Annotated in this window: 18 protein-coding genes, 1 tRNA gene and 1 pseudogene; 10 read left to right on the plus strand and 10 right to left on the minus strand. The window is 50.0% G+C overall.

The annotated features are described in order from the left end of the window. The first annotated feature begins 48 nt into the window (after positions 1-48). The 5 genes from thiM (at position 49) to HW443_RS00900 (ending at position 4,604) form a co-directional block, all read left to right on the plus strand. Positions 49-837 carry a hydroxyethylthiazole kinase gene (thiM, locus tag HW443_RS00880; RefSeq protein ID WP_176235999.1) on the plus strand — a complete coding sequence of 263 codons (789 nt, stop codon included), beginning with the start codon at positions 49-51 and terminating at the stop codon, positions 835-837. Then, the gene (gene thiE, locus HW443_RS00885) at positions 834-1,481 is read left to right on the plus strand and encodes a thiamine phosphate synthase (protein ID WP_176231797.1); all 648 of its coding nucleotides are present in this window, start codon (positions 834-836) and stop codon (positions 1,479-1,481) included. The genes thiM and thiE overlap by 4 nt, the downstream gene beginning before the upstream one ends. 12 nt (positions 1,482-1,493) lie before the next feature. Further along, a complete protein-coding gene (thiC, locus tag HW443_RS00890; protein ID WP_258189955.1) occupies positions 1,494-2,855 on the plus strand; it encodes a phosphomethylpyrimidine synthase ThiC in 1,362 nt (453 codons plus the stop codon). 73 nt (positions 2,856-2,928) lie between these two features. Further along, entirely contained in the window at positions 2,929-3,765 is an 837-nt protein-coding gene (thiD, locus tag HW443_RS00895) for a bifunctional hydroxymethylpyrimidine kinase/phosphomethylpyrimidine kinase (protein ID WP_176231798.1), read from the plus strand. Between the two features lie 2 nt (positions 3,766-3,767). Then, the gene (locus tag HW443_RS00900) at positions 3,768-4,604 is read left to right on the plus strand and encodes an SAM hydrolase/SAM-dependent halogenase family protein (RefSeq protein ID WP_176235997.1); all 837 of its coding nucleotides are present in this window, start codon (positions 3,768-3,770) and stop codon (positions 4,602-4,604) included. A 28-nt stretch (positions 4,605-4,632) separates the two neighbouring features. On the opposite strand, the gene HW443_RS00905 is transcribed toward HW443_RS00900, so the two are convergent. From HW443_RS00905 to HW443_RS13560, 9 genes are all read right to left on the minus strand, one after another. Then, positions 4,633-5,757: an ABC transporter ATP-binding protein gene (locus HW443_RS00905; RefSeq protein ID WP_176236960.1), complete on the minus strand. Its 1,125-nt coding sequence runs from the start codon at positions 5,755-5,757 to the stop codon at positions 4,633-4,635. Between the two features lie 88 nt (positions 5,758-5,845). Further along, a complete protein-coding gene (modB, locus tag HW443_RS00910) occupies positions 5,846-6,514 on the minus strand; it encodes a molybdate ABC transporter permease subunit (protein WP_176229245.1) in 669 nt (222 codons plus the stop codon). An 81-nt stretch (positions 6,515-6,595) separates the two neighbouring features. Beyond that, positions 6,596-7,426 carry a molybdate ABC transporter substrate-binding protein gene (gene modA / locus HW443_RS00915; RefSeq protein ID WP_176237828.1) on the minus strand — a complete coding sequence of 277 codons (831 nt, stop codon included), beginning with the start codon at positions 7,424-7,426 and terminating at the stop codon, positions 6,596-6,598. A gap of 115 nt (positions 7,427-7,541) precedes the next feature. Further along, positions 7,542-7,898: a tetratricopeptide repeat protein gene (locus HW443_RS00920; RefSeq protein WP_176237829.1), complete on the minus strand. Its 357-nt coding sequence runs from the start codon at positions 7,896-7,898 to the stop codon at positions 7,542-7,544. 194 nt (positions 7,899-8,092) lie between these two features. Next, positions 8,093-8,878: a tRNA (adenine-N1)-methyltransferase gene (locus HW443_RS00925; RefSeq protein WP_176236858.1), complete on the minus strand. Its 786-nt coding sequence runs from the start codon at positions 8,876-8,878 to the stop codon at positions 8,093-8,095. A 258-nt stretch (positions 8,879-9,136) separates the two neighbouring features. Further along, positions 9,137-10,045: a class I fructose-bisphosphate aldolase gene (locus tag HW443_RS00930; RefSeq protein WP_176236859.1), complete on the minus strand. Its 909-nt coding sequence runs from the start codon at positions 10,043-10,045 to the stop codon at positions 9,137-9,139. A 566-nt stretch (positions 10,046-10,611) separates the two neighbouring features. Beyond that, positions 10,612-10,839: a WhiB family transcriptional regulator gene (locus HW443_RS00935; RefSeq protein ID WP_176231974.1), complete on the minus strand. Its 228-nt coding sequence runs from the start codon at positions 10,837-10,839 to the stop codon at positions 10,612-10,614. 229 nt (positions 10,840-11,068) lie between these two features. Continuing rightward, positions 11,069-11,491, minus strand: a complete 423-nt coding sequence (locus tag HW443_RS00940; protein ID WP_176231973.1) for an OsmC family protein — start codon at positions 11,489-11,491, stop codon at positions 11,069-11,071. A gap of 60 nt (positions 11,492-11,551) precedes the next feature. Beyond that, positions 11,552-12,868 (minus strand): murein hydrolase activator EnvC family protein, encoded by a 1,317-nt coding sequence (locus HW443_RS13560; protein ID WP_176236861.1) that lies wholly within the window; start codon positions 12,866-12,868, stop codon positions 11,552-11,554. 273 nt (positions 12,869-13,141) lie between these two features. Here HW443_RS13560 and HW443_RS00950 point away from each other — a divergent pair, with 273 nt between their 5' ends. Beyond that, entirely contained in the window at positions 13,142-14,191 is a 1,050-nt protein-coding gene (locus tag HW443_RS00950) for a zinc-dependent dehydrogenase (RefSeq protein WP_176231684.1), read from the plus strand. A gap of 104 nt (positions 14,192-14,295) precedes the next feature. On the opposite strand, the gene HW443_RS00955 is transcribed toward HW443_RS00950, so the two are convergent. Then, entirely contained in the window at positions 14,296-15,129 is an 834-nt protein-coding gene (locus tag HW443_RS00955; RefSeq protein ID WP_258188959.1) for a purine-nucleoside phosphorylase, read from the minus strand. Positions 15,130-15,316: 187 nt separating this feature from the next. Between HW443_RS00955 and HW443_RS00960 the strand changes: the two genes are divergently transcribed. From HW443_RS00960 to HW443_RS00975, 4 genes and pseudogenes are all read left to right on the plus strand, one after another. Then, on the plus strand, positions 15,317-15,652 hold the full coding sequence (locus HW443_RS00960) for a type II toxin-antitoxin system RelE/ParE family toxin (RefSeq protein ID WP_176231686.1): 336 nt from the start codon (positions 15,317-15,319) through the stop codon (positions 15,650-15,652). A 37-nt stretch (positions 15,653-15,689) separates the two neighbouring features. Then, on the plus strand, positions 15,690-16,046 hold the full coding sequence (locus HW443_RS00965; protein ID WP_176231687.1) for a helix-turn-helix domain-containing protein: 357 nt from the start codon (positions 15,690-15,692) through the stop codon (positions 16,044-16,046). Positions 16,047-16,227: 181 nt separating this feature from the next. Next, positions 16,228-16,377, plus strand: a pseudogene (locus HW443_RS00970) (NAD(P)/FAD-dependent oxidoreductase); the annotation flags it as partial. Between the two features lie 108 nt (positions 16,378-16,485). Beyond that, positions 16,486-16,569: transfer RNA gene (locus HW443_RS00975), tRNA-Leu, on the plus strand.

The raw sequence follows: 16,569 nt of genomic DNA on the forward strand, positions 1-16,569 counted from the left end.
AGGGTTATCACAAGGAGGGCAGACAAGTTGAAAGAGATGTTGGACAGGATGGCAAAAGATCTGGCAAGGATTCGCAAGAACAAGCCTCTTATCCACCACATTACAAACTATGTGGTCATGAATGAGACCGCAAATGCAACACTGTGTATTGGGGCGTTGCCAATAATGGCCCATGCCAAAGAGGAGGTTGAGGAGATGGTTGTGGCCGCTGGAGCCCTGCTCTTAAACCTGGGTACCTTGACTCCCGAGCTGGTTGACTCAATGATTTTAGCGGCCAAAAAGGCCAATGAGCTTGGGATACCTGTTGTCCTCGATCCAGTTGGAGCGGGTGCAACTGCTTTGCGAACAAGTGCAAGCACTCGGCTGTTTGCGGAGACCAAGGTGGACATAGTTAGGGGAAATATAGCTGAAATTTGCGCCTTAATAGGGAGGCGCGCTGAAATAAAGGGAGTAGAGGCACTGTCAGACTTGGAGGGTGCAGAAGAAGTGGCAAAGGAAATGTCCAAGACGAAAGGTTGCACTACTGCAATTACTGGGAAGATAGATATTGTAAGCGACGGCACAAGGATCGCTTTGATTGAGAACGGGCATTCGATGTTAAGGACGGTAAGCGGGACGGGCTGTATGGCGACTACAATAGTTGCCGCCTTTGCTGCCGCGGAAGAAGATCGGTTCCTGGCTGCAACTGGGGGTCTTATTGCCTTTGGCATAGCCGGGGAGAAAGCAGCGCAGATATCCGGCCCACGCCCTGGCACTTTTCATGTCTGCCTGTATGATGCTCTGGCTGAACTAAGCGAGGAGGAGCTTCTTTCTAGAGCGAGGGTGAGGTTCATATGATAAATTTAGATCTTTATTTGATAACAACTGAAGTCCCGCAAATGGGAAGATCTCATATTGACGTTGCGAGGGCTGGCATCGCCGGAGGCGCAAGCGTTATCCAGTTTCGCGAGAAGGGAAAGGATAACCAAACCATCTATGAGATAGCCTGCAAAATTAGGGAATTGACGCGGAAGGCGGGCATACCTTTTATAGTGAATGATCGAGTTGACATCGCGCTGGCTGTCGATGCAGACGGAATTCATGGGGGGCAAAAGGACATGCCTGCAGCGGCAGTGTCCAGCTTGATCGGAAAAGTGAAGATAGTTGGCACTTCAGTTTCAAGCGTTGAGGAAGCCGTTAGGGCCGAAAGGGAGGGAGCTAGCTATTTGGGCGTCGGCCCAATATTTCCTACTCCCAGCAAGAGCGATGCGGGTGAGCCCATAGGGTGTGAAATGCTAGCTCAAATTCGGAAAAGCGTAAGCATCCCACTTGTGGCAATTGGAGGAATTAACCTCAACAACGTGGAGGACGTATTTAAGGCGGGGGCAGATGGCATTGCTGTGATTTCGGCTGTTGCCTGTGCGCCCGATATGGAACAGGCTGTAAAGGAACTTCTAAAGAAATTTAAGGAGCTCAAGTGCCCCAAAAACAGGAAAGAGTAAAGGGTGAGAACGATGAGAATTAAGGCTGAAGCATCTGATAGCTTAATGGAAGAACTGAAATCTGGAGTGATCCCGGAGACAGTGAGAGAGGTTTCAAAGGACGAGCAAGTTAACCTGGATTTGCTTGTCCAAAGGATCCTTTCGGGAAGGGTTGTTATACTGCGAAGCAGAAACCATGTACATGCAAAACCGATTGGCGTTGGAGAGGGTCTGAGGACAAAGGTCAACGCCAACATTGGCACATCCGTAGATTACCAGTCCCTGGATGAGGAACTCGAAAAGCTCAGGGTCGCAATTGAGGCCAGTGCAGATACGGTAATGGATCTGAGCACAGGTGGAGATTTGGACAGGATAAGAAGGGCGATAATTTCCAACTCCCCCATACCTGTTGGTACTGTCCCGATTTATCAGGCTGCCATCGAAGCCAAAGATAAATACGGAAGCCTTGTCGAAATGACTGTTGGTCATATTTTTGAAGTGATAGAAAAACATGCCGCAGATGGGGTTGATTTCATTACGGTTCACTGTGGCGTAACGCGACGGGCTCTCGACGCTTTGATGGAGCAGAAAAGGATTGCTGACATAGTTAGTCGGGGCGGGGCGTTCATGGCCGGTTGGATGTTACACAATAAGGCGGAGAATCCGCTTTATGAGGAATTCGACCGGCTCCTGAAAATAGCCCAGAACTACGAAGTGGCCTTAAGCTTGGGCGACGGGATGCGACCCGGTTGCATTGCCGACGCAAGCGACAGGGCCCAGTTTACCGAGCTTATAACCCTGGGAGAGCTGGTTCGTCGAGCCAGGCAGGCTGGGGTGCAGGCCATGGTGGAAGGGCCGGGCCATCTTCCATTTGACCAGATTAAGGCCAATGTGGAGATGGAAAAGACCATATGCGAAGGTGCTCCGTTCTACGTTTTGGGGCCTGTGGTTATCGACGTTGCGCCGGGCTATGACCACATCACCTCGGCAATTGGCGGTACCATGGCTGCTTTTGCCGGAGCTGATTTCCTGTGCTACGTCACACCACGTGAGCACCTGGGGCTTCCGACGGTTGAGGATGTGAGAGAGGGCGTGATAGTGTGCCGGATTGCTGCTCATGCAGCAGACGTGGCAGGAGGCATACCTGGTGCGCGCGAGTGGGACAGCAGAATGGCTGAGGCGCGAAAGCGGCTTGACTGGAAGAGCCAAATTAGACTTTCTCTTGACCCCAAAAAGACAAGATCAGCCTATGAGGAACGCAGGGCTGGACGGGATGATGCTTGCACCATGTGCGGGAAGTTTTGTGCGATGAAGCTGGTCTCGGAACTTCTTGGCTCCGACAAGTTGGTCAAGTGCCAGACCGGTCTCTGCCTTCAACAAAAAATGGCTAACTAAAAGGAGTCCTTATGTTTGTATGTTTGGCGAGGAGATGCGCTTTGTTTGAGAAACAAGCAAGGAGTGCGATCTCTTGAACTCTGGGTCCAAAGATCCCGTAAGATGCGTGCTGAGCATAGCTGGCTCAGACCCAAGTGGGGGAGCTGGAGTAGAAGCTGACCTCAAAATCTTTTGCCTTCTGGGGGTCTATGGGACATGTGTTATCACTTCCGTAACTGCGCAAAATACTCTGGGCGTTCAGCGCATTTACCATCTTCCGGCGGATCTTGTCGGGGATCAGATTGAATCGGTTGTTTCAGATATTAAGGTCCATGCGCTTAAGACGGGCATGCTGGGGACAATGGACATCCTGGATGTAGTTTGCCACAAGATCCGCAGGCATAACCTTGTCAATCTGGTAGTCGATCCCGTGCTGAAGGCAAAGGATGGCTCAATCCTTCTGGAAGAAGATGCAGTTCAGCTATTGAAGTCAGAGCTGTTGCCTCTCGCAAGCGTGGTGACGCCAAATCTTCAGGAAGCAGAAGCCCTGTCGGGCCTAAAAATACATGACGTAGAGGATATGAAAAAGGCCGCACGGCTGATATATGAACTTGGCTGCAAGTGGGTACTTCTTAAAGGCGGTCATCTCAAGAAGGATGCTGTCGATGTCCTTTTTGATGGCGCGCAGTTCTATGAATACAGAGCCCAAAGGAGAAATGGTCTTAGTGTTCATGGAACGGGCTGCATTCTTTCGGCTGCTATTGCGGCTGAGATGGCCAAAGGAACTGACATTCCAGAGGGAGTAGCAAAAGCAAAGGATTTCGTTTCAAGCACGATAGCTCATGCGGTTAAGTTGGGCAGAGGGCTTGCCCTGGCCAGACTCTTTGTGCCATTTCCAGCTGACAAATCTTCAAGAAAGGACGTAGATTAAAGATGAGCTCAACCATACCTATTATAACCTTTATCAGTGATTTCGGCTACCAGGACGAGTGGGCGGCCATCTGTAAAGGAGTTATCTACCGCATCAGCCCTACGGCGAACATCGTGGACATATGTCACAACATCCCCAACTTTGATATCTGGAAGGCCTCTTTTGTCCTCTCCTCTGCTCTGCCCAGCTTTCCCGTGGGTGTCCATCTGGCAGTGGTAGATCCGGGAGTAGGAACACAAAGAAGAGGTATAGTAATCAAGGCCGACAGAGGCGATCTCCTGGTGGGACCGGATAACGGCCTCCTCATTGCTGCGGCAGAAAGACTGGGTGGGATTAGAGAAGTTACCCTGATCACCAATGATAGATTCTGGCTCAAGCCGGTATGTCCCACCTTCCACGCCCGTGACATCTTCGCTCCAGTAACAGCCTACCTGGCCAACGGAATCTCTCCCGCCGAGATCGGCCAGACTATAGCAGAGGAAAGCCTGGCCAAGTCCTTTTGGGAAAAACCCCGAATTAGTGGAAGGACGTTGGAGTGTCAGGTTATCGATGCGGATAAGTTCGGCACTCTGAGATTCAATGTAGAGTCTTCTTTTCTGGAAACACAGGATCTCAGTTTGGGAGAGACTATCCTGATGAAAGTGGAGTTCCCCTCTGACCTCCAACGGCCCCATATTCTGGCAGAGGTACCCTTTGGAAGAACCTTCGGAGATGTGAGGGTCGGAAGTCCCATCATGCTGGTGGATTCTTCGGGCTATCTATGTCTGGCCCTCAACCAGGGTAGCGCCGCCCAGCACTTTAATCTAAAGAGGGGAGATAGATTGTCTCTCAGGCTTTAAGCGACAGGAAAAGCTCCGTCGGTCAAAATTAAGCTAGAGGCCCAATAACATGCAAAGCACTTCTCTTAAGGGAGACCGTAACTCTTTTGCCTACACGCAGATCCAGCTTACGATAAACGTGTCTGGGTAATGCCATTTCCAGGTCGTAATCTCTGGCCAGTTTGGCCTCCCCTGAGGTACCGTCACTCTCCTCTATTTTCAGGAACAGGGAAATGCTCGGCCCCTTGGCAATCTGTCGAACAATCTTTCCCGAAAGCAAGTTTTGGGCCAGTTCCTCTTTAGGGGGCCGGTCGTCCCGCATAATCATTATCTCCTCTGGCCTGATGCAGAATTCCACCTTTGACCCTGTTCCCGCTGCCGCACAAGAACTCCACAGTTTGAAACCCCGCCAGAGAATAACCACGCCGTTCTCATCCCGGCCCATCACTTCTCCCCGAAAGATATTTCTGGTCCCGGTAAATCTGGCCGCGGCTATGGAGGTGGGGTGATCAAAGACATCCTCCTTACTACCAATCTGTTCAATTTTCCCTTTATTGATAATGGCTAAACGGTCCCCGAGAGTAAAGGCGTCCTTCACATCATGAGTAACGTACAGAGTACTGAGACCAAGTTGTCCCTGCATATGGAGTAGATCCTGTTGCAGTTTTTCTCGCACCATGGTATCCAAAGCAGAAAAGGGCTCATCCAGAAGAAGTACCCGGGGCTGGATCACCAGAGCCCGGGCCAGAGCCACTCTCTGCTGTTGTCCTCCGGAAAGCTGGTGGGAATAGCGTTTCTCCAGCCCCCCAAGGCGCATTCTGATGATCATATCTTCCACCATCTCTCGCCTCTGAGGATGTCGCCTTACTCCGTAGACAATATTTTGCCAGACGGTCAGGTGAGGGAAAAGGGCGTAATTCTGAAAAACGTAGCCAATGCGGCGGCGATGCACCGGCACATTCCTCTCCATACGCCCTGCAGTAGCGGCAAAAACCTTTTCTCCATCAATGGCTATCAGACCCTCATCAGGGGTGAGCAACCCGGCTACACATTGCAAAATAGTACTTTTACCTGCCCCTGAGGGACCAAAGAGAACTAAAATCTCGTTTTCTACCTGGAGATCTACATCCAGGCAAAAGTCACCCACCTTCTTTTTGATAGTAAGATCGATCATCCTCTCCCCTAAAGCTTGCCAGAAACTTTCGATTTATGAAAACACACCATATTTTCGTCTTCTGGGGGTGAAGGACACATAGTAATAATCAGATTGCTTTTCGGAACCACCACTCACGCTGCCAGCGATTGACCATCCAGAGCACTATAAAGGAGACCACGGTCATTATCAAAACCAGGAGGTTAGCCTCCCCCATCTTGTTAGTCTGTACCGCAGAATAAATGGCCAGAGGCATGGTTTGGGTTCGGCCTGGAATATTGCCGGCCACCATAAGGGTAGCGCCGAACTCGCCCAACCCTCGGGCAAAAGCCAGGACAACCCCAGCCAAAATGCCCCTCCTGGACAGGGGCAGAGTTACATCCAAGAGCACCCTCCATTCCGGCGAACCAAGGGTGCGGGCAGCCTTCTCCAGGCTGGGATCCACGCTTTCAATAGCTACTTTGCTGGTCCTCACCATGAGAGGCAAGGACACCACAGCGGAAGCGATGGCCGCTGCTACCCAGGTAAAAATAATCTGTATCTGTGTGGCGGCAAGAAGTGGGCCCAAAAGGCCGTGCCCGCCTACCACAAAAAGGAGATAGTAGCCTACCACGGTAGGTGGAAGTACCAAAGGCAAGGTCACCAGAGTCTCCACCACGTTCTTGCCCGGAAAATGTTTTTTAGCCAACACTATGGCCAGAATCAGCCCCACTACAAAAACCGCAAGGGTGGATGCAGTGGCTACTTTCAGAGATAGATAGAGAGGCTGAAGAATCATATCTGGTCCCCTTTCAAGTTTTGGCTTCGCAAAATATCTAGAAAACAGTTAGCATTTTCATGGTTCGTGGGTGATGTCCCATCATGACGAACCAGGCAGAAATCCATATTTTTGGAGAATCCCCTGGCCTTTCTGGCTCAAAATGAAGGAAATAAACCTCCTGGCCAGCTCCTCCTCTTTGCTTCCCCTGATAACAGCGATGGGATAGACAATGGGCCTATGGGAGCCAGGGGGTGCTGAAGCAGCTATGACTACGGACCTGGAGATGAGGGCATCCGTGTAATAGACGATCCCGCTATCCACCTCAGCCTTCTCTACATAGGCCAGGGCCTGGCGGACATTCTCAGCCATGACCAATTTTTCCTGCACTTTGTCCCAGAGACCCAGGTTGGTCAGAACCTCCCGGGCGTATTGTCCGGCAGGCACTATCTCCGGATTGCCTACAGCAATCCTGATAACTTCTGGTTTCACTAGCTCTTGAAAGTTGGCTGGTGATCGGACAGAATTTCCCGGAACAATGAGCACTACCTCATTTTGGGCAAAATCAGCCCTGCTACCAGCTACCAGAAGCCCTCTCTCCTCCAAGACATCCATCTGTTTCTCTGATGCCGAAGCGAAAACATCCACAGGTGCCCCCTGCTCAATCTGAGCCTGGAGAACCCCTGAGGCTGCAAAATTATATATGATATTGGAGTCGGGATTGTTTTTTTCAAACTCGGCCTTGATTTCTTCGAAAGCATTGCTCAAACTGATGGCGGCAGAAACGACAAGCTGCTGCTCCCCCGAAGACCCACATCCAGAAGCCGAGGCCATAGTTACTACCATTAAGAAGAAAAGGATAGGTAACGCAGACTTTCTTAAGTTGTCTCTTCTGATCAAAATCGGCGGAGCTGCAAAAACCAGATTTTTCATCAATTTGCCGCCTAAAATAGAACTTGAATTTGACCTGCCTCCGGATATCAGCGTGCAGAAGCTTCCCTCAGAGATGATGCCGGAAACTGAGGAATCTGAGCAGGAGTAGGTTCTTCTAATATTGGATCTTATCCAAAGCCCGCTGATAGACAGAATTACCAGGCTTCATGGCCAGAGCCATCTTAATATGTCCCGCGGCTTTGGCAATATCTCCCTGTTTGGCCAGGCAGAGTCCCAGTCCAAAGTAAGCATAATCATTGGTCGGATCTATCTCTATGGCTTTCTCAAAGTGCTCCCGGGCCAGATCAAAACGCCTACAGTTATAATAGGATCTGGCTAAGGCCTCCCGTATGGAGCCCTTGCCTGGTTCAAGGTTTTTAGCCTCCTCCAGGAAGAGGATGGCCTGCCCGGGTCTATTGAGTTTAAGAAGCTTCAGGCCCTTCTGATAGAGAGAATAGGCTAACTCTGACATAAGGTGATAAGGACTTTTGCATTTTTATGGACATATAATCCAACCTCTAGTACTCGATAGCCGCTTTTCGCAATTATCGAGGGCTCCGTTGGTCGGCCCTATACTTAATCTTAGCATAGTAGAAGCGCTAGAGGGACATGCCAGTCTGACAATAGCATCTAAATCTCCTCCGGGACCGTCAGGAAGAGATGCACTTACGAAGGGATTACCTTTTTCCTGGCCAGGCTAATAAATGCAGTGTGGGCGACCATCCGGTGTGCCGGACGAACGCTGGGCCCCTCTATATTCCAGGGTCGAAGGAGCGTCTCCAATACTTCGATCAGGACAAAGCTTCCCTGGGCTCGCAGAGCCTCGACCACTCTCTGGCTCTGAATAATGGTGGGAGTATAGGCCACAAAGATGCCCCCGGGACGGAGGGTTTGGGCGGCAGATTCCACCACTTGCCAGGGCTCGGGAAGATCGAGGATCATGCGATCAAGAGGTTCCTCATCAATTCCCTCATAGACGTCCTTTGACCTCACTATCAAGTTATCTATGGCTCCCACATAATCACGGATGTTGGTCAGAGCTCGCTGGGCAAAATCCGGACGCAGTTCATAAGAGATGACCTTGCCCTTATCCCCTACGGCTCTGAGGAGAGCCATGGTCAGAGCCCCAGAGCCCATACCCGCTTCCAGCACTGTAGCTCCAGGATAGATATCCGCCCAGAGAAGAATTATGCCAATGTCTTTGGGATAGACAACCTGAGCCCCTCGAGGCATCTTGAGGATATAATCAGCCAGAGTGGGTCTCACGGCCAGAAAAGGAATCCCCAGAGAGGATTTTAGAATAATTCCTTCCTCCTGGCTGATGATCTGGTTGTGAGAAATAAACCCACTTGTGCTGTGAAAACGTCCATCCTTTTTCAGGGTTACCAGGTAGCATCTGTTTCGGGGATCTACCAGTAGAACCTTTTCCTTTTCTTCTAATACCTTCCTCATATAGCACACCAGCTGGCAAGGCAATCCCTTAACCCCTAATATTAGTGGTAACAGTTCGTCACATCATCTTTCCGGAGAAGCCCGTCGCTCCTGGTGAACCGGCCATGGCGAATCATCGGCACCGCTCCGGTGTTGAAACCTAACTCCTGTAAGAGATCGCGGGCGCACTTGGGGCCCGCGATCTCTACTTCAGTTCCAGGTTGTCGAAAAATGACTTCTAGCAATTCCACCACAAGTCGCCGAAGACTGTGGGGGCGGCTAAGCCGAGTAATCCATCATCATTTCCTTAATCCGTGCCGTTATCTGGAGGGCGTCATCATGCTTGCGCTGCCACATGTTGCGCCCGAAGATAAGGCCGGCGACTCCTGCCTCCATGCAGATTCGGGCTTTTTCTATAAGATCTTCATCACTTATCTTGCTGCCCCCAGATATAAGGACCATGGTCTTTCCGGCCGACTCCACCACCTTCCTCACCGCTTCCTCAGGACTGAGCTTCAGGGTATTGTAGGGCTTGGGACACTGTTCCATCTTCTTTTCATCAAACTCGGGCATATTGAGTTTTACCAAATCGGCACCCAGCTCATTGGCTACTCTGGCTGCATAATCCACAGCGTAGAGGCTATCCCGACCACCTTTGGCTTCTATAGCCTCACCTCGGGGATAAGACCACACTATGACCGGCATGCCGTACCTCTCTGCTTCTTCCCGAACCTGCATGAATTGGATAAAGTCCTCACCCTGAGCTGGAGATCCCACATATAGGGTATAGCCCACTGCATCAGCACCTAACCTGACCGCATCTTCTACTGAAGCCGTTTGAGGAGAAAAGGCATACTTGTCTGAAGGTATAGCGGTCTTGCCATTCAGCTTCAGAATGAGAGGCACCTTCCCCGCATATTTCTTCATATACTTTTGGGCCAACCCGATATGAAATACTATGCCAGAATAGCCCCCTTCCACAGCCAGCCTCAACTGATAATCTGGATCAATGCTGTCCGGATTGGCGAAGAAGTCTACCGGACCATGCTCTAGCCCCTGGTCAATCGGTAGGAGTAGGGCTGTTCCGTTCTTGTTGCCATACTCGTAGAGGATCCGATGTAATCTGGTCCTCTTCCCTAAACTAAGATCCAGATCATCCAGGGTGGGTCTCTTCTTGCTTGCACTCATTTCTCAGCTCCTCCTTTGTTAAGATTTTCCCAAAAGAGCCTCTTTCCCCCCACCGAGAAAGAGGCCTATTCACAATAGTTGTTTTCTATATTTTTTAGTATAGCAGTATATTGGGTCTGAACCAAGAGGATAGAGTTGTGTGACTGTCCCAACATCGGTGGGAATTTTTGACCATCTACGGTAAGCAAGACAAAAGTCCTGGTCAATGGACATAAATGAGTACTTCAATGGTTATTGAAACCGGTGCCCACCGATTATGGGACGATTACCATTCGCAGGATGGGGCTAAATACTGAAATTTAGCCCTGTTTGCAGGAACGCCATACATTGCAAAATGGAACACCTGTGGAGAGAGTGCGTTTACGATGTATTATTTACAAGACGCAGCACTAGCGCAAAGGTTTACAACCTGACTTCCTCTCCGAGAGAGCTTTAGCCAAATTTTCTAGACTAACTTGCACTATGGAGTTGGCACAGTAAAAAATATCCCGTACATTAAGGCCTCATCACATTGCCAACTTGTGGACGCCAGATAGTCTACAGGCCTGCGCTAAACTCCCCTACCGTCAACTGGCGCTCTTCATTAGCAGAAGTTTCTTCCTTTGGCTGGGGATCGTTCCGCCCCATACTCCAAAATCGATCTTATACTGAAGGGCAAACTCCAGGCACTCCGTTCTTACCTCGCAGTCCTCACATATCTCCAGAGCGGGAGAGGGATCCTCGTTAAAAAAAGTATTGGGGTCAGTACCTATGCATCTGGCTCTTTTCCGCCAGTGAATTGTTGATCCTGTCATTAAAGCCACTTTCCCTTTCTCCATTACCATCACAATCCGAGACTCATTTGTAAATTTGTACTATTAATACAATTCAAATAATAGTATATTCCTGGTCCTGGCTGTTGTCAATACTTTTACATCTGTAGAATAAGCTACCGATGTTTTAGATAAAAGTCGGACAAAAATATCTGGTCTGCTGAAATGTTCAAATTATGCGAAGATTTTATTATAAATGTAGGTTTCGTCTTCAGAGCTCATTTTCTACGCGGTAGCTGCTGGAGACATTAACTCTTTCCTCCAAAGTGGCCTTAACCGAACAATATTTGGCTTCCGAAAGCTCTATGGCCCTTTTGACCGCTGCCTCATCTATGTTTTTCCCCTTGATGATATACTCCACAGAGATGTTTTGATAGGCCCAGGGGGGTTCAACTGCCTGCTCCCCGGAAACTACTAACTCTAAAGAAGTTACCTGCTGCCTCTTCTTACGCAAAATAGATATGACATCCATCCCAGTGCATCCAGCCAGACCTACCAGGAGCAACTGGGCGGGGCGAAAACCAGTTCCTTGACCTCCTGCCTCAAGTGATCCATCCATGACCAGGGAATGATTCTCGGCATCGATGGCAATGAACTGTAGGTTATCGACCCATTTGGTTCTGATTTCGGCCATATCAAAAACCTCCTTGGCGGCGCGAAAACTATCTCTCCATAGTATCAAAGGTATCTCGTATCAGAGGTATTCCAGAGGAGCTCTGGGCACACCGTTTATTCTCACCTCAAAATGCAGATGGACACCAGTGCTATTGCCCGTAGAACCCATGTAAGCAATAACCTGGCCTCGCTTCACCTTCTCCCCCACAGATACAGCATTGCCGGAATTGTGGGCATAGAGGGTGGAAAGTCCTCCTCCGTGATAGATAACCACATATTTCCCGTAGCCTCCGCCATATCCTTCATTAACCTGCACTACCTCTCCATCCTCTGCCGCTATTATAGGAGCACCGTGGGACCCGGCAATATCGATTCCCTCATGCATCCTTCCCCATCTAGGTCCGAATCCTGAAGTCAAGGTTCCCTGAGCTGGCCAGGCCAGACGACCAGCGGGCCTTTCTCCCTCAGTACGCTCGGACAACCGGGCCCTGATGGCTTCTGATTCTTTCTTTAGCTCCTCCTCTAAAGCTTCCAGGGCTTCTTCATCCTGTCTGGCCTGGGCCAGAAGATTGGCTTTCTCGTCGTATCTAGCTAATACGACGTTTTTAAGATTCTTCTTCTGGTTGTACTGGCTCTTGATCTGATTTTGCAGAGCCACCTTCTGCTCGTACCTGACCTTGATTTCATCGCGTTTAGATTGAGCCGCAGCCGCTACTTCCTCAATCTGCCTCTGTTCCTCCAAAAGAAGCCTCTTCTTACCTTCAATGAGTTCCTTTTGGAGAGAGACTTTCTGCCTCAGCTCTTTCACCTCTTTGACTATAGTGGCGTCCCTTTCGACCAGCCGGGACAGAAGCAGCCATCTGGTCGCCAAATCTCTAAGGTCTGTGGAGCCTACCAGGATGTTGAGATAGGTAATCTCTCCGTTTTTGTATATCGCTACTGCTCTTTCATTAAGAATATTGACCTTGTGGGCCAGCTCTATCCCCAGTTCGGTCAACTCCCTTCTTTTCTCCTCCAATTGCTGCTCGGTCTTCTCCACATGGCCCCGAAGCCTGCTCAACTGCGTTCGCAGAGATTCCAACTCTTTCTGGACTATCTGAAGTTGCTCTTCTATTTCCTGGAGAGAGTTTCTGGTGACATCTAGCTCTGTCTCCAGAGTATTGAGAGAGTTCTGAGTGGCATCTAGTTCAGCTTCTAAATTCTTAATCTCAGTGAGATACTGATTTTCTTTTTCCCTGGTGCTCTGTAACTGCTGCTGAGTTTCCTGGAGACGCTTCTCGATCTCTTCGAGCCTGCTCTCAGGGTTGTCTTCGGGGCTGAGAGCATAACCAGGGGAGGCCGAAAACAATACCGAGATAGCAATTAGTATTATAGTAACGATCTTACTCACTTTCATGGGAACCCTGCCCGATATGTTAAATGGCCCAATGAAGTCTTGAGCAGATTAAGTGGCTTCCACAGAAACCTTGCCCAACACTCATTTGCTTTTGCTCTTTTATTCGACCTAAAATGTAAAAATCCTACTTAGACCAATCATAAATTTGCTTAAATTCCTATTTATACGAGACAATGGCAGTCTTGGGGCAACCAGGAGTTAGAGAATAGGAAGAGCTCCGGCTTCATCGATGAGTTGAACTGGACCCAAACTTCTGTATATAATCAGGAAATCATGAAAGCTGCAGTTCTTCAGAACCTGGGGAACATGGAGTTCACCGAGGTAGAGGACCCCAAGTGTGAGGCGGAAGGCCTGGTGGTCAAGGTGATGGCCAGCGCCATTTGCGGTACTGACCTTAAAATCTATCGCCACGGCCATGCCTGGATCACTCTTCCCTGGATTCTGGGACACGAAAACGCCGGGGTGGTGGCCGAGATAGGATCCGGGGTGACTGGATGGAAGATAGGAGATAGAGTGGCCGTTGGATGCATCATGCCCTGCAATGATTGCTATTTTTGTAACCAGGGCTGGCACACCTCCTGCCAGAATCCCAGAGGCATATCATACCACTACCCTGGCGGCTTTGCTGAATATATGGCCATCCCACCAGAGGCTCTTAAATGTGGCCTGGTTCAAAGGATCCCTGACAATCTCTCCTTCGCCGAAGCCGCGGTAGCCGAACCTCTCTCCTGTGTCATAAACGGACAGGAGATAATCGATATGCATCTGGGCGATCAGGTGGTGATCATAGGAATGGGCACTATAGGGTGCTTGCACGCTCTCCTGGCCAAAAGTAGAGGGGCGGTGAAGGTAATAGGGGCCGACGTGTTGGAATCCAAAAGAGATCTGGTCGGTATCTTCGGTGTGGATGTGTACATCAATTCTTCTCAAGAAGACCTGGTAAAGAGAGTAATGGAAGAGACCGATGGCCTGGGAGCGACTACGGTCATCGTGGCCTGCTCAGTGGGAAAAGCTCAGGAACAGGCCTTATCGTTGGTACGCAGTAGAGGGAGAATCTGCTTCTTTGGGGGCCTGCCCAAGGACAGACCCTTTGTTAACATCAATAGTAACATCATTCACTACAAGGAAGTCAGCGCCCATGGTGCCTTTTCCTCCAGCCCCCGGCAATATCAGCTTGCCCTTGATCTGATAATTTCGGGCAAGATAAAAGTGAAGGAGTTTATCACCCACACTTTCCCACTTCAAGATATATCTGAGGCTCTGAAGATGGCAGAGAAAGAGGAAAGTCTTAAAGTAGTGCTGGAGCCCTGGCCGGCATTGTAATACTCCAGGGGGTCGCCGATTCCTATCGCCTTGAAGGAGTTCTGGAACTGATAGATAGACTGGGGCAACTTATAGCCGTCCTTAAGCCGCTGATTCCCATCATCTTAAAGTAGTTCTTGAACCTTAGCCAGTATACCACTGATGAGTTTGATAAAGACGGGCATCACCCGGCTAGAGGTCTCCAACACCTCTTCGTGACTCAGGGGCTGGGGTAGAATTCCGGCAGCCATATTGGTGATGCAGGAAAGGCCTAAAACTCTCATGCCCAAATAGTTGGCCACAATAACTTCTGGCACGGTAGACATTCCCACTGCATCCGCACCCATGGCTCGAAGCATCCTTATCTCAGCCGGAGTTTCAAAAGTGGGTCCCTGGACTCCTGCATAAATTCCTTGCCGGAGATCTAGGCCTTGCTGCGAGGCTACCTCCTGGGCCAGGGAACGCAACCAGGGATCGTAAGCCTGAGACATATCCGGAAAGCGAAGGCCAAGACTCTCATCATTGGGCCCCTGAAGAGGATTATCGCCCATGAGATTGATGTGATCGGTGATGAGCATAAGATCCCCTGCCGAAAAAGACCTGTTAATACCGCCTGCGGCATTGGTTACTATCAGAATCTGGGCTTCCAATTTGTGCATCACCAGTACAGGAAACGTAACCTGCTTTAAGGAATATCCTTCATAGCGGTGGAACCTTCCCTGCATGGCCACTACCGGACATCCCTTCCAGGTACCCAGAACCAGATTGCCCTCGTGGCCTACAATGGTGGAGGTGGGAAAACCAGGTATCTGCTTATAAGGTATAGCGGTAGCCTCTACTATCTCTTCCCCCATAACTCCCAGACCAGAGCCCAGGATAAGAGCAACCCTGGGCTTAAGGTTTGTATGAGAACGAATGAACTCTACGGCTGCAGGATATTGGGACCATACCTCTTCCAAGCTATACCTCCCTGGATCGACCATTATGACCTATCAGGCGAAACCTCTCTCAGGGTACATCTTAAACTATCACCCACAGGTAAGAGTTGTCAAAATCCTGTATTGTTCAGCTCCTGTATCCCTGTGACTGCCCAAAAAGGATTTGCCCCCCTTGACAGCCCTGGCTTAATATACTAAAATCCGTATAATGCGGAGGCCGACAGAATGGACGAATGAGTTCTATCTGGAGGATGACGGCACCAGTCCAGTTGAGGAGTTTCTGGGCAGCCTGGACCTTAAAACCCGTGCCCGCTTTTGCTGGTCAATGGAACAGTTGCGGCTACGCAATGTCCAGGCCCAAGAGCCGCTGGTGCGCCACTTAGAAGGCGAGCTCTGGGAACTGCGAGAAGAAAGCAGAACAAACATTTATCGGATCATCTATTTCTTCTTCACTGGACGCCGGATCGTCTTTCTGCATGGCTTTCAAAAAAAACCCAAAAGACGCCGCGCCAGGAGTTTGAAGTTGCCAGACGACGGTATCTAGCGTTCTTAGCACGAGAAAGAAGGAGGCGATAAACACAATGAACACACCGCCAAAAAAGACAAAGAATGAAGGACAAAGGCGTTACGAAGAGTACTGGGCCAGGCAAATGGCTGACTCTGAGTTTCGCAGGGTTTATGAGGAGGAAGCCAAAAAGAAAGAGCTCTGGCTTCAGCTTGTTGAGGCTCGCCAGGCTGCTGGCCTGACTCAAGTGGAAGTAGCCAAGCGTCTCGGCGTCTCACAGGCTCAAGTCGCTCGCATTGAGAAGCGTGGCTACGATGCCTACACTCTCAATACCTTGCGCCGCTATGTTCAGTCGTTGGGTGGGGGGTTTGAGCTTGAGGTCATCGTTCGCCAGACCAGACCCCAGGAGCATAACTGGGCTATGCCCCGGTGACAGCCAATGAATAAGCTAAACAAATATGGCAATCATTGCCAGCCGGCTCCAGGATCGGGTCTACCCGCCTTCTGCACATGATGCATGATGAAATCCAAATAGATACCCACGCCTTGACAGGCGTGGTACTTGTTACAATTCAAGCTCCGCTTGTCCTGTGTCTTCCTTACCTTGCACTACCCTAGATCGTCACTGTCAGACCAATGTGCCCGGAATATTTGCTGCTGGAGATGTGACCTCCGTTCCAGAGAAACAAATTATCGTAGCTGCGGGAGAGGGAGCCAAGGCCGCCCTGGGCGCTTATGGTTATTTGCTAGAACAGAGGGGATGAAAAGGGGAGCGGGCCCATTAATCATGGCTTTAGCACACAGATAGCCAAATTGACTGGCGAAATCACGGCATGTATGATAAATTTCCCGAAGCAAAACCGACTTTGAATGTCCGAGTGGCGGAACTGGTAGACGCGCAAGGTTGAGGGCCTTGTGGGCGCATAGCCTGTAGGGGTTCAAGTCCCCTCTCGGAC

Source organism: Candidatus Hakubella thermalkaliphila (assembly GCF_013281975.1).
Taxonomy (GTDB): Bacteria; Actinomycetota; Humimicrobiia; order Hakubellales; family Hakubellaceae; genus Hakubella; species Hakubella thermalkaliphila.